We start from the raw sequence: 12,290 nt of genomic DNA, 5'->3' as shown, positions 1-12,290 counted from the left end.
GTTTGACGCGCGTGGAATGCAATTTCGGCGGGGGCAGTGGTTACTCGGCGACGACGCCGCGCAGACCGTCGGCACCGAACACCGGCTCGAGCATCGACGAGAAGTCCGGTCCGCGGCGCAGCATCATGCCGCCGTCGACGTTGATCACCTGTCCGGTGATGTAGCTCGACGCATCCGAGAGCAGGAACACTGCCGCGTCGGCGACGTCCTCGACCTCGCCGGGGCGCGGCAGCGGAGTGGCCTCGGCGTAGTCGCCGCTGACCTCCGGCGACATGAAGATCGGCGCCACCAGATCCGTGCGAATGAGCCCGGGCCGCAGACAATTCACCCGCACCCAGGACGGGCCGAGTTCGTCGGCGGCCAACTGCATCAGGTGATCGACCGCGGCCTTGGACACGCCGTAGGCACCGAACCAGCGGTGGGTGTTGCTCGCCGCGATCGACGAGATGCCGATGAACGAGCCGCCGCCGCCGCGCACCATCTCGCGCGCGGAATGCTTGAGTACATAGAACGTTCCGTTGACGTTCAGGTCCATCAGCTTGCGCCAGGCCGCCGAGTCCATCTGCGGCAGTGGCCCGATCGTGTCGCTGCCGCCGGCACAGTTGACCACGCCGTGCAGCCGGCCGGTCCAGGACGTCGCGGCCGCCACCGCCCGGATGACGTCGTCCTCGTTGGTGACGTCGCCGGCCTCGAACCGCACCGATCCACCGGTTTCGCCTGCTGCCGTGGTGATCTCGTCGGCGGCAGCGGCGAGCTTTTCGGCGGTGCGGCCCATCAGCATGGCGTTGCCGCCTGCGGCGACCACCGCCGCTGCCACGCCCTTGCCGATTCCGCTGCCACCGCCAGTGACCAGGATGGTCTTGTCCGACAACGAAATCTGCACGCCACGCTCCTTTGACGGTCTAACCAACGACGGCTCTAGTTATACGTCACGGTTCGTCGTGGCGGGCCAGCTTCGGCGCACCCAGGGTGCGCCAGTCCGGAACGTTGGGCGGCAGACCCACCGGGAACCGGTTCTCGTTGTGCGCGGCCCAATGTGCGTGACCCAGCTCGTGGATGTGGAATGCGTGCCGCAGCGCTTCGGTGAAACCCATCGCATCGCTGGCGGCGTTGACCGAATCCTTCACCAGCAGCGCGGCCATGGTGGGCCGCTCGGCGATGCGGCGCGCGAACTCCAGCGTCCTGTCCTCGAGTTCGTCGCGCGCGAAGATCTTCGAGACCATGCCGAGCCGGTGGGCTTCGTCGGCGTCGATGCAGTCGCCGGTCAACAGCAGTTCCTTGGCCTTGCGCGGACCGAACTCCCACGGGTGGGCGTAGTACTCGACGCCGGGCATGCCCATCCGGACCGCGACGACGTCGCTGAACCGCGCGTCGTCGGCGGCGACGATCAGGTCGCACGCCCAGATCAGCATCAGCGCCGCCGAGATCGCGTTGCCCTGCACCTGCGCGATCGTGATCTTGCGGAGGTCGCGCCACCGGCAGGTGTTCTCGAAGAAGTAGTGCCACTCCTGCAGATACGTCTTCTCCGCGATCGCCGGCCGGGTGGCGCCATGGGACAGGAAGGTGGGGTGCTGGTCAGGCCCGGGCGCGCGTTCGGCCAGCGCGGCCTCCGAACCGAGATCGTGCCCGGCCGAGAAGTTCTTGCCGCGCGCGGCGAGGATGACGACGCGGACCTCGTCGTCGGCTTCGGCACGCTTGAACGCGTCATCGAGCTGGACCAGCAAAGTTCGCGACTGCGCATTCTGGGCGTCCGGGCGGTTCAGCCAGATCCGGGCGATGCGGCCGTCGTCGAGGGTCTCGTATGTCACCTGATCAGCGGTTGTCACATCGAGCACATTACGGCCCTGGTGTATCCGGGCACACACTGGCCGAGACCACTCCCGGAGTTGTCTAAAGTTGTGGTCATGCCCGCGAAATCTGATCCTGCCGATCTCGGCGACGTCGAACCGATCGCCGACAGCACCGAGCGTCAGGCCCGACGTGTGGTCGCCGCGTACGCCACCGACGCCGACGAGTGCCGAGTGTTCCTCTCGATGCTCGGCATCGGCCCAGCCAAGCTCGACGCCTAATGACCTCCCAGGGCGGTGCCGAGGACCGCTCGGAAGCCGTCTCTGGTAGCGCTGACTTCGTCGTGGTGGCCAACCGGCTGCCGATCGACATGGTGCGTCAGCCCGACGGCACCGTCGAGGCCAAGCGCAGCCCGGGCGGGCTGGTCACGGCGCTGGAGCCGCTGCTGCGCCGACGCCGCGGGGCGTGGATCGGCTGGGCCGGGGTGCCGCACGACCCGGACGACCCGAACGCCGAGCACCCAATCGAGCAGGACGACATGTACCTCGTCCCGGTTCGGCTGTCCGCCGACGACGTCGCCCAGTACTACGAAGGCTTCTCCAACGCCACGCTGTGGCCGCTGTATCACGACGTCATCGTCAAGCCGACCTACCACCGGCAATGGTGGGACCGCTACGTCGACGTCAACCGCCGCTTCGCCGAGGCCGCGGCGGCGACCGCCGCCCAGGGCGCCACCGTGTGGGTGCAGGACTACCAGCTGCAGCTGGTCCCGAAGATGCTGCGGATGCTGCGCCCCGATCTGGTCATCGGGTTCTTCCTGCACATCCCGTTTCCGCCGGTCGAGCTGTTCATGCAGATGCCGTGGCGCCGAGAGATCATCGAAGGCCTCCTGGGCGCCGACCTGGTCGGCTTCCATCTGCCCGGCGGTGCGCAGAACTTCCTGATCCTGGCCCGTCGGCTACTCGGCGCCAACACCTCGCGCGGCAACGTCGGGGTCCGGTCCCGATTCGGCGAGGTGCAGCACGGCTTCCGCACGGTCAAGGTGGGCGCGTTCCCCATCTCGATCGACTCGGCCGAACTCGACCAGCAGGCCCGCAGCCGCGCCATCCGCCAGCGGGCCCGCGCGCTGCGCGCCGAACTGGGCAACCCGCGCAAGATCCTGCTCGGTGTGGACCGCCTCGACTACACCAAAGGCATCGACGTCCGCCTGCGGGCGTTCTCCGAACTGCTCGAGGAAGGGCGCATCAACCGGGAAGACACCGTGCTGGTGCAGCTGGCCACGCCCAGCCGGGAACGCGTCGAGAGCTACGTCGCCATGCGTGAGGACATCGAACGCCAGGTCGGCCACGTCAACGGCGAGTACGGCGAGGTGGGCCACGCGGTCGTGCACTACCTGCACCGGCCGATTCCCCGCGAGGACCTGGTGGCGTTCTTCGTGGCGGCCGACGTGATGCTGGTGACGCCGCTGCGCGACGGCATGAACCTGGTGGCCAAGGAGTACGTCGCGTGCCGCAGCGACCTCGGCGGAGCCCTGGTGCTCAGCGAGTTCACCGGCGCGGCCGCCGAACTCCGTCAGGCCTATCTGACCAACCCGCATGACCTCGAGGGCGTCAAGAACGCGATCGATGCGGCGCTGAACCAGTCACCCGAGGATGGGCGGCGGCGGATGCGCGCGCTGCGTCGGCAGGTGCTGGCGCACGACGTGGACCGCTGGGCGCGGTCGTTCCTCGACGCGCTGGCTCAGCAGGAGTGACTCAGATCGGCGTGATGTAGTCGATCAGCCACTTGCCGTCGATCTTCTGGTAGTCCACCCGCAGTCGGCTGCCGTCGTACACCGGCTTGCCGGCCTTCTCGGTGACGGTGCGGTTCATGTACACCATCACCGATGCGGCGGTGCGCTGCGCGTCGAGCACACCGGCGCCGACGACGTTGGCCTGACTGACCAGTTGGCGTTCCCGCGCCTGCGGGATGACGTCCTTGGCGGTCCGGTCGGCGAACTCACGACGGTAGTCGGGTGTGAGGAACTGGTAGACCTCGGTGAAGTTGGCCTCGACGGTCTGGTAGTCGAACCCGAACACCCGCGGAATCTGCTCGCGGGCCAGGGGGGTGACCTCCGCGCGGGCGGCCTTCTCCCCCTGCCGCTCGATCCAGCCCCACCACAGCGAGCCGCCGACCGCGGCCAGCGCCACGACAGCGGTGGCGACCAGCACCGCGACCGACCCGAGCAGTCTGGCCGTCCACTTGCCCATCAGTTGCCCCCGTCGGGGTACTTGACGTCGTATCCGGTCATGTGACCGTTGTCGTCCTCGTGGACGGTGATCCGCAGCCGGTACGGCTGCGACGGCGCGTTGGTGCCGTCGAGGTCGGTGACCGTGACCCGGACCGATACGAGGACCTCGGCGTTGCCGGCGATGTCGTCGACGCTCTCCAGAGCCGCGCCGTTGATGACGGCCTCGGAGTTCGCCATGGTGCTGCGGAAGATCGCCTTGAGGTTGTCGACGTTGTTGTTCTGGCTGAGCATGTCGCGCAGCGGGCCGCTGGTGCTGTCGACGAACCGGTTCACGCTCTCGTCGATGTTGTCCTGGTTGTAGCTGAACATGTTGACCACGACCTGGGACGCGGTGTCAACGAACCGTTGTTGACGCTCGGCGACCCGGTCGTCGGCGCGCTGCGCCAGCACCAGTGCGATCACACCCCACGACAGCACCGCCAGCAGCACGACCGCCGCGCCCAACGAGGTCCAGAGCACCGCCCTGCGGTGCGGGGCCCGGCGCGGTGGCGGTCCGGCCGGGGTGACCGGGCGCACCGGGACGGCGGCGACCGGGATGCTGACGGCGGCCGTGGTGCCTTCGGCCGGTCCCGCGGCGCGCGAGGCCCGACGACGTTGCCGCGCGGGCGGCTTCGTCGTCAGGGTTGTCGCTGCTTGTTCTGTCGTCGAGTTGGCCACTACGCCCGCTCCGGAGACAACATCAAATCCACCCAGTTCTCGGCCGGCGCCTGCTTGGCCAGGCCCGGCGCGAACACGCCGGCACCGCCTTGCGGATCGACGAAGACGCCGGTGTTCTGATCATAGGTGGCCACCGAGGTGCCGCTGGCCAGCGCCGCCTCGGCCGGCAAGGGGCCCGGGGCGGGTGCCGGCGCGGGTGCTGGAGCCGGCGCCGGCGGCGCCGGTGGGGTCCGGCCGTACGGCGGCACCACATGGTCGGGCGGCGAGAAGTACGGCCACGGCGGCGGCACACCCTCCTCGACCGGCGGCGTCGGCAGCGGGAACGGCGCGTGCGGCGCCGGGCCGGGGCCGGGTGCCACGCCCGGGGGCAGCTGCACCACCGGCGGACCCGGGTCGGGGTCCACCTGCGGCGGGATCATCGGGAACTTGTTGGGCGGCAGGATGTTCCGGCCGTCCTCGATCGGGGTGCCGACCGGGACCGGGGGCCCGCGCCACGGGTTGGACCCGATGGGCACGTAACCCTTCGGGTCGCGGCACAGCTGGACGGTCGGTGCCCGCTTGCCGGGGAATTCCTGGCACGGGTAGTTGCGGGCACCGCGGACCACGCTGGGATCGTTGTGCGGGACCTTGCAGTACATGTCGGTCGGCAGTTCGCGCAGGGTGGTGTCGGCCGGCGACCGGATCTCCGTCGGCGGGATGAAGCCCACCGAGCACGGCGGCGGGTCCCCGAGGTCGATCTTGAAGTCCAGCTTGCCGCCCTCGTCACCGGGCACACCGCCGCCGACGGTCAGCAGCGCAGCGAACAGCGCCGGGAAGATCACCAACGACTGCTCGATCGACTTGCGGTAGATGACGCCGATGCGGCCGGCGTTGGCGAGATTGGCCGCCAGCATCGGGAACGAGGGCCGGATGCCGGTGAACGTCTGGTTCGCGACGTCGACCGTGCCGGGCGCGGTCTGCAACGTGGTGCGCAGCTGCGGGTCGGCATTGGCGACCTCGGTGGTCAGCCGTGCCAGACCGTCGGCCAGCGACCGGATGTCGTCGCCGCTGCGGATCTGCGCGCTCAGCAGCGGACCGGCCTGGTCGATGAGCTGCTCGACCGGCTCGTAGTTCGCGTTGGCCTCGTCGACGAGCAGTCGTGCCGACTCGATCATCCGGGCCAGCTCGGGCCCGGACCCGTTGAACGCGTCGAACCCCTCGCGCAGCAGGTCCTGCAGCCGGGTGTTGCTGATGTTGTTGACCAGCGCGTCGGCCTCGTCGAGCAGGCCGGCGATGTCCTGGCCGATCGCCGTGCGGTCCAGACCGATCTGGGCCCCGTCGGACAGCATCTCCTGCGCGGTGACGTCCTCCGGCGGCACCAGATCGATGTACTGCTCGCCGATGGCCGACACGCTCTTGACGGTTGCGGTCACGTTCGCCGGAACCGGGGTGCCGCTGTTGAGGCGCATCTGCGCCACCACGGCGTCGTCGGACAGGCCGACCGACTCCACCCGCCCGATCGTCACGCCCCGATAGGTGACGTTGGCGTTCTGGTAGATGCCGCCGCCGGCGGAGAACTTCGCGCTGACGTTGTAGACGCCGATTCCCAGCGCGGCCGGGACCTGCAGGTAGAACAGCGCGGTCACACCGACGGTGATGACGGTGACGAGCGCGAAGATGCTCAGCTGGATGCGCGTCAGACGATCGATCATCGCGGCGGCTCCCCTCCGGCGGGTCCCGGCGGGATCTTGAACGGGTCGGCGGCCTGGCCGGAGAGGTTGGCCATCGAGCCGATCAGGAAGTCGGGCGGGTTGATGATCTCGTGCATCCGCTTCATGTTGGGGTCGAGTCCCAGCGACGTGGTGAAGATCGACTCACCGACGCGCCGCAGCGTCAGGTCGAACGTGGTGAACACGTTCAGGTAGTCGCCGCGCACCGCGCGCTTGATGTTCTTGCTGACGAACGGGAACGTCGGCAACAACTGCAGATCCTTGACCAACGCCGACCGATTGTCGGCGAGCGCCTTGACCACCGGATACAAGCTGACCAGATCCGCGGTGAAATCGTCTTTGGTCTGCGACAGCATCCGGGAGGCGACCTCGGCGAAGCTGCGCAGCGCCGTGAACGTGTCGACGATGTTGGCGCGGTTGTTGTTGAGCACCTCCAGCGCGCCCGGCAGCGTGTCCAGTGTCCGACCCAGACTGTCCTTGCTGCGGGCCAGGATTCCGGCGAAGCGGTTGAGTCCTTCGACGGCGGCGATGATGTCGTCGGTCTGCTCCTGCAGTGACGCGGTCAGCTCGGCCAGCCTCGGCACCAGATCGGTGAAGCTGTCGCGCCGTCCCGCGACCGCGGCGTACGCCTCGTCGGTGATGTCTTGCAGCGCACCGAGATTGCCCTTGTTGACCACCACGCCCAGGGAGGACAGCACCTCCTCGGTGGTGGGATAGCGTCCGGCGCGGCCCACCGGGATGTGCGACCCGTCGCGCAGCCGGCCGGTCGGCTGCTCGTCGACCGGGGCGGCCAATTCGACGTGCTGCGAACCCAGCAGCGACGTCTGCGCGACCCGCACCGCGGCGTTCTCGGGCAGGTTGACGTCCCCCTCGATGGACAGTTGCACCGCCGCGTAGAAGGTGCCGTCGGCGCGCTGCACGGCGTCGATGCCCGAGACGCTGCCGACCGTGACGTCGTCGACCATCACCGGTGAGTTCTGCGGCAGTGTCGCGACGTCGGGAAGCTCCACCGTGATCACGAACGAGCCCGCGCCGTGTCCGGCCGTACCGGGCATGTTCAACGAGTTCAGACCACCGAACTGGCAGCCGGCCAGCAGGGCGGCACCGCTGCCGATCGCGACGGTGCGCAGGGCCCAGCGGGCGGGAGTGCGGGGTGTCATCGCGGCCCCTCCTCGGCGGGCGGCACCGGCCCGGGGGCGGCACCCGGTTGACCATGTGCCGCACCGTCTTCCGGCGCGGCAGCGCCGTCGTTCTGGGGCAGGAAGAACGTGGCCAGGTCGGCGTCGACCGGCACCTGAGGCGGCGTCACACCGGGCGCGTTCTGCCACTGCAGATACGGCACCGGGGTCTTGGCCTTGGCCTCGGTCTCCGGGGTGTCGTAGATGATCTGCCCCTTGTAGGCGGTGATGCTGTTGATCGGGTGGAACATCACCGGCGGATAGTTCATCGTGATGCGTTTGAGCACCGGCCCCATGCGCTGCCGGCAGATCTCCGCGCGCTTGTAGTTGTCGGTCGACAGCGCCGCGTCGAAGGTGCCACCGCAGATGAACTGCACGGGGTTGGCGAAGTTCGGCAGCGACAGCACGCCACCGACGGTGCCCTGGGCCGGGTTGTAGATGTTGTAGAAGTTGGCCAGCCCGTTGGGCGCGATGTGCAGGATCTGCTCGATGTCGTCGCTGTGCTCGGTGAGCAGGTTGGTGAAGTCGGTGAGTTTGTTGACCTGACCGATCAGCGCCTCGTTGTGTTCGCCGAGGAACCCGCGGACATCGCTGAGCGCTTGATTCAGCGTGCCCAGGGTCTGGTCGAGGCCGGCGGCGCTGTCGGCGAGCACCTGCGACACCGACGCGACGTGGTTGGAGAACTGCACGATCTGTTCGTTGCTGTTGGACAGCGCGTCGACGAGCACCTGAAGGTTCCTGATGGTGCCGAAGATGTCGGTGCGGGAATCACCGAGCCGGCCTGCGGTCTGCGACAGTTCGCGCAGCGCCTGCCGGAACGAGTCGCCGTTGCCGTCGAACGTGTCGGCGGCCTGGTTGACGAACTGCGAGATCGGTCCCTGCACCTCGCCCTGCTGCGGTCCGAGTTCCTCGGCCAGCGCCGTCAGCTGTTCTTTGACCTCGTCCCATTCGACAGGGACGGCGGTGCGGTCCAGCCCGATGGTGGCCCCGTCGGCCAGCGCCTCCCCGCCCGTGTAGGCCGGGGTCAGCTGAATGAACCTGGCCGACACCAGGTTCGGAGCGACGAGGAGCGCCTTGGCGTCCGCGGGCACCTGGACGCCGTGGTCGAGGGTCATCGTGACGCGGACGTCGGAGGCCCGCGGGTCGATGGAATCGATCTTGCCGACCGGTACGCCGACGATGCGGACGTCGTCGCCGGGATACAGCCCGACCGCGGTGGTGAAGTGGGCGACGATCTTGGTGCCTGTGCGCGTGGGCCAGACGAGGAAGACCGCCACGGCGAGCACGGCCACCAGCAGCAGGGCCAGCATGACGCGGGCCCCGCGGCTGCGCGGAGTGATCTTCTCGGTGATGGTCATGGTGACTTCGGCCTGATGATGAGCCGCTCGGAGATGTATCCGCGCAGCATGTCCGAAAGGCTGTCGGGCAGTTTGCCCGGCTGGAAGTAGGTGTCCAGCAGCACCTCGGCGATCGGAGCAGGCGGCAAGCCGTACAGGTTGATCTGGAAGCCCGGCGCCGAGCCGACGACCTCGCCGAGCGCGGTGGCATACGGCGGCAACCGGCGCAGCGCCTCGCCGATGTGCTCACGACGTTCGAGCAGGTTGTCCATCACCGCGTTGAGTCTCTCCAGAGCCGGGCCGAACTCGCGGCGGTTGTCGGCGACGAAACCGGAAAGCTGTTCGGAGACATCGTCGATGCCGGCGATCAGCTGAGACAGCGCCTGGCGTCGCTCGTCGAGCGCGGCGAAGAGCTGGTTGCCGTCGGTGATCAGTTGGTTGACCTGCCCGGAGCGGGCCGCCAGCGTGTCCGACACCCGCTTGGCGTGGCCGAGCAACTGCGCCAGCGCCTCGTCGCGCTTGTTCAGGGTGCGCGACAGGTCGGCGATGCCGTCGAGGGCGCCGCGCACCTGCGGGGTGGCGTCGCGCAGCGAGTCGGTCAGCGTCTGCAGAGCCTGCTCGAGCTGCGGCTTGTCCAGTTCGGCGGTGTTGCCGCCGAGGTCCTGCAGCGCGGTGTTCAGGGTGTACGGAGTTGTGGTGCGGCCCAACGGGATCACCGTGGACTCGCCGCCACCTTTGGGCGTCACCGCGAGCGACTTCTCGCCCAGCACGGTGTCGGTCTTGATGGCGACCAGCGACTGGTCGCCGACGGCGATGTCGCGTTTGACCGTGAACGTGATCTTGGCGGCGTCGCCGGCCAGCGCGACGTCCTTGACGCTGCCCACGGTGATACCCGAGACGTTGACGTCGTTGCCGGGCGTGATGCCTCCGGCGTCGGCGAAGTAGCCCTCGTAGGTCTTGCCCTGCGGGAAGAACGGCAGGCTGCTGTAGCCGAACGACACGAGCACCAGGCAGGTCACCAGCACGATGCCGAAGACGCCGGTGCGCAACGGATTCGAGCCTTCGGTCTTAGCCATTCTCTGAGCACCTCCCCTTCGACGGGTCCGGTGGGCCACCGAACGGGATCAGGATGTCGCTGCCCGCGGGACCGTTGATCTTGATGCGGGTCGAGCAGTAGAAGATGTTGAAGAACGAACCATAGGCTCCGAGCGCGTTGAGCCGTAGGTAGTTCTCGGCCAAGGGTTCGATGACCTCGTTGACCTCGGCCTTGCGTTCGTCGAGCTCGGTGGCCAGCGGCCGCAGCTGCTCGATGACGCCCTGCAGCGGCCGACGTGATTCGGTCAGCATCTCGGTCAGGTCGTTCTCCGCCGTGGCAAGGGGTCCGATCGCGCCGGCGATCGGGTCGCGCCCCTCGCTCAGGCCGGTGATCAGCTGCTGCAACCGGTCGACGCTGGCGTCGAACTCGGCGCTCTTCGCGTCGACGGTGGACAGCACCGTGTTGAGGTTGGTGACCACCTCGCCGATGAGCTGGTCGCGCGCGGCCAGGTTCTGACTGAACGCGCTGGTGCTGGCCAGCATGCTCGACAGCGCGCCGCCCTGGCCCTGCAGCAGCTCGATGATCGCCCCGGACAGCTCGTTGACCTTGGACCCGTCGAGTCCTTGGACCACCGGACGTAGCCCGCCCAGCAGCGCGTCGAGGTCCAGCGCCGGTTGTGTGTTGGTCTCGGGGATCGTGGCGCCGGACGGCAGCTTGCGCAGTTCGCCTGGGCCCGACGTGATCTCGAGGTAGCGGTCGCCGACGAGGTTCTCGTAGCGGATGACCGCGCGGGTCGAGGTGTAGAGCTGATAGCGCTTGTCGATGTTGAAGCCGACGTTGACGGTGTTGTCGGGGTTGAGCGCGACCTCGGTGACCGAGCCGACCGGCACGCCGGCGATGCGGACGTCCTGGCCGGCCTTGAGCCGCGACGCCTCGCTGAACGTGGCACGGAAGGAGTTGTTCGACGCGAAACGGAACTCGCCGAACACGACGATCAGTCCGGCCCCCACGAGCGCCATCACGACGGTGAAGACCGAGACGCTGATCAGATTGCGACGGTGATTGTCCACTAGAAATCATCCCGTTCCGCGAACGCCCCGTTGAACAGGAACTGCAGCGTCGACGGCGCATCGAACTGCAACTCGGTGTTCGGCTGGTACGGCACGTAGGCGTTGTCGGTGACCAGGAACGGCGCCCGGTACCAGGATCCGCCGTACTGCTTGGACGGCATGTTCGGCAGGCCGCGGCAGTTGGGGCCGCCGGTGGCGTTGACGATCGGCAGGCTCTCCGGATAGGTGTAGGCCGGCGAGCCCGGAATGAAGTTCGACGACGTGAACAGACCCGGGCGGGTGCCGCCGATGATCGGTCCGAACCGGTCGATCGCCAGGTCGATGGCCTGCAGGAGGCACCCGTACTCCGGCGAGTAGTCGCCGAGCACCTTCAGTGGGGCGCGCAGCCGCTGGATGGCGGCGATGTAGTCGTCGGCGCCGGGTTCCAGCGTCGCGGTGCCGTTGTTGGCCAGGCCGGTGGCCGCCAGCAGCGTGGTGTTCAGGTTGTCCTGCTCCTCGATCACCGTCTTGCTGATCGCGGGCGCGTTGTCCAAAATGCGGGCCAGATCGGGTCCGGCGTCACCGTAGATGTCGGCGACCACGGCGGTCTGGCGGATGTCTTCGCGCAGCGTCGGAAGCTTCGGATTCAGCTGTGACAGATAGTAATTCAGACCAGCCAGCAGCGCGCCCAGGTCGTCACCGTTACCGCGCAAGCCCTCACCGAGCGCCGAGATCGTCGCGTTGAGGTTGATCGGGTCGATCTTGTCCAGCAAGTCGGTCAGGTCCTGGAAGAGGGTGTTGACCTCCAGCTGCACGTGCTGGGCGGCGACCTCGGTGCCGGGGCGCAGCCCGCGTCCGCTGGTTTCCTCGGGCGGCAGGAACTCCACCGACTTGGCACCGAAGATCGTGGTGCCGCCGATCCGGACGCCGGCGTTGTCGGGGATGTAGCGCATGTCGGACCGGTTGATGGCCAGCGTCAGCTTGGCGTCGCGTCCCGCGTACTCGATGGATTCGACCTTGCCGACCTGGATGCCGCGGTATTTGACCTTCGCGTCGCGCTCCATCACCAGGCCGGCGCGCGGCGACAGCACGGTGACCTTGTCGGTCGGGGTGAACGCCGCGGTGTAGGACAGGTAGCTGAAGACCACCGCCGTCACCACCACGGCAGCCAGGATCGCCGCAGCGATCCTCACATGGCTGCGCTTGGCGTCACCGTCGGACATAGTCGTTGTTCCTTGCCCTTTTC

12 protein-coding genes are annotated in these 12,290 nt (G+C 68.1%); 2 read left to right on the top strand and 10 right to left on the bottom strand.

Annotated elements, in window-relative coordinates:
* Positions 1 to 40 precede the first annotated feature (40 nt).
* On the bottom strand, positions 41 to 883 hold the full coding sequence (locus ACQI46_RS10295) for an SDR family oxidoreductase (RefSeq protein WP_427093878.1): 843 nt from the start codon (positions 881 to 883) through the stop codon (positions 41 to 43).
* A 46-nt stretch (positions 884 to 929) separates the two neighbouring features.
* Complete coding sequence (locus tag ACQI46_RS10290; RefSeq protein WP_427093877.1) at positions 930 to 1,826, bottom strand: enoyl-CoA hydratase; 897 nt, start codon at positions 1,824 to 1,826, stop codon at positions 930 to 932.
* A gap of 78 nt (positions 1,827 to 1,904) precedes the next feature.
* Here ACQI46_RS10290 and ACQI46_RS10285 point away from each other — a divergent pair, with 78 nt between their 5' ends.
* Positions 1,905 to 2,069, top strand: a complete 165-nt coding sequence (locus ACQI46_RS10285) for a hypothetical protein (protein ID WP_098003178.1) — start codon at positions 1,905 to 1,907, stop codon at positions 2,067 to 2,069.
* Positions 2,069 to 3,541 (top strand): alpha,alpha-trehalose-phosphate synthase (UDP-forming), encoded by a 1,473-nt coding sequence (locus ACQI46_RS10280; protein WP_427093876.1) that lies wholly within the window; start codon positions 2,069 to 2,071, stop codon positions 3,539 to 3,541. Before ACQI46_RS10285 ends, ACQI46_RS10280 begins: the two co-directional genes overlap by 1 nt.
* 1 nt (position 3,542) lies before the next feature.
* Here the strand turns inward: ACQI46_RS10280 and ACQI46_RS10275 are convergent, their stop codons facing one another.
* Genes ACQI46_RS10275 through ACQI46_RS10240 form a run of 8 tightly spaced genes read right to left on the bottom strand, consistent with a single transcriptional unit; the run spans position 3,543 to position 12,267 of the window.
* Positions 3,543 to 4,037: a mammalian cell entry protein gene (locus tag ACQI46_RS10275; RefSeq protein WP_427093875.1), complete on the bottom strand. Its 495-nt coding sequence runs from the start codon at positions 4,035 to 4,037 to the stop codon at positions 3,543 to 3,545.
* On the bottom strand, positions 4,037 to 4,735 hold the full coding sequence (locus ACQI46_RS10270; RefSeq protein WP_427093874.1) for a mammalian cell entry protein: 699 nt from the start codon (positions 4,733 to 4,735) through the stop codon (positions 4,037 to 4,039). The genes ACQI46_RS10275 and ACQI46_RS10270 overlap by 1 nt, the downstream gene beginning before the upstream one ends.
* A complete protein-coding gene (locus tag ACQI46_RS10265) occupies positions 4,735 to 6,426 on the bottom strand; it encodes an MCE family protein (protein WP_427093873.1) in 1,692 nt (563 codons plus the stop codon). Before ACQI46_RS10265 ends, ACQI46_RS10270 begins: the two co-directional genes overlap by 1 nt.
* Complete coding sequence (locus ACQI46_RS10260; RefSeq protein ID WP_427093872.1) at positions 6,423 to 7,604, bottom strand: MCE family protein; 1,182 nt, start codon at positions 7,602 to 7,604, stop codon at positions 6,423 to 6,425. Before ACQI46_RS10260 ends, ACQI46_RS10265 begins: the two co-directional genes overlap by 4 nt.
* Complete coding sequence (locus tag ACQI46_RS10255) at positions 7,601 to 8,980, bottom strand: MCE family protein (RefSeq protein WP_427093871.1); 1,380 nt, start codon at positions 8,978 to 8,980, stop codon at positions 7,601 to 7,603. The genes ACQI46_RS10260 and ACQI46_RS10255 overlap by 4 nt, the downstream gene beginning before the upstream one ends.
* Positions 8,977 to 10,035 carry a virulence factor Mce family protein gene (locus ACQI46_RS10250; protein WP_427093870.1) on the bottom strand — a complete coding sequence of 353 codons (1,059 nt, stop codon included), beginning with the start codon at positions 10,033 to 10,035 and terminating at the stop codon, positions 8,977 to 8,979. The genes ACQI46_RS10255 and ACQI46_RS10250 overlap by 4 nt, the downstream gene beginning before the upstream one ends.
* A complete protein-coding gene (locus ACQI46_RS10245; RefSeq protein ID WP_427093869.1) occupies positions 10,028 to 11,065 on the bottom strand; it encodes an MCE family protein in 1,038 nt (345 codons plus the stop codon). The genes ACQI46_RS10250 and ACQI46_RS10245 overlap by 8 nt, the downstream gene beginning before the upstream one ends.
* On the bottom strand, positions 11,065 to 12,267 hold the full coding sequence (locus tag ACQI46_RS10240; protein ID WP_427093868.1) for an MCE family protein: 1,203 nt from the start codon (positions 12,265 to 12,267) through the stop codon (positions 11,065 to 11,067). The genes ACQI46_RS10245 and ACQI46_RS10240 overlap by 1 nt, the downstream gene beginning before the upstream one ends.
* Positions 12,268 to 12,290 lie beyond the last annotated feature (23 nt).

It is taken from the genome of Mycobacterium sp. SMC-4 (genome assembly GCF_050205565.1).
Classification (GTDB): Bacteria; Actinomycetota; Actinomycetes; order Mycobacteriales; family Mycobacteriaceae; genus Mycobacterium.
This window is presented reverse-complemented; position numbering and strand designations above follow the sequence as displayed.

Excerpts from the sequence above, each read along its gene's own strand:
- ACQI46_RS10250 (WP_427093870.1), bottom strand. The coding sequence starts at position 10,035 with ATGGCTAAGACCGAAGGCTCGAATCCGTTGCGCACCGGCGTCTTCGGC.
- ACQI46_RS10260 (WP_427093872.1), bottom strand. The coding sequence starts at position 7,604 with ATGACACCCCGCACTCCCGCCCGCTGGGCCCTGCGCACCGTCGCGATC.
- ACQI46_RS10280 (WP_427093876.1), top strand. The coding sequence starts at position 2,069 with ATGACCTCCCAGGGCGGTGCCGAGGACCGCTCGGAAGCCGTCTCTGGT.
- ACQI46_RS10285 (WP_098003178.1), top strand. The coding sequence starts at position 1,905 with ATGCCCGCGAAATCTGATCCTGCCGATCTCGGCGACGTCGAACCGATC.
- ACQI46_RS10255 (WP_427093871.1), bottom strand. The coding sequence starts at position 8,980 with ATGACCATCACCGAGAAGATCACTCCGCGCAGCCGCGGGGCCCGCGTC.
- ACQI46_RS10275 (WP_427093875.1), bottom strand. The coding sequence starts at position 4,037 with ATGGGCAAGTGGACGGCCAGACTGCTCGGGTCGGTCGCGGTGCTGGTC.
- ACQI46_RS10265 (WP_427093873.1), bottom strand. The coding sequence starts at position 6,426 with ATGATCGATCGTCTGACGCGCATCCAGCTGAGCATCTTCGCGCTCGTC.
- ACQI46_RS10240 (WP_427093868.1), bottom strand. The coding sequence starts at position 12,267 with ATGTCCGACGGTGACGCCAAGCGCAGCCATGTGAGGATCGCTGCGGCG.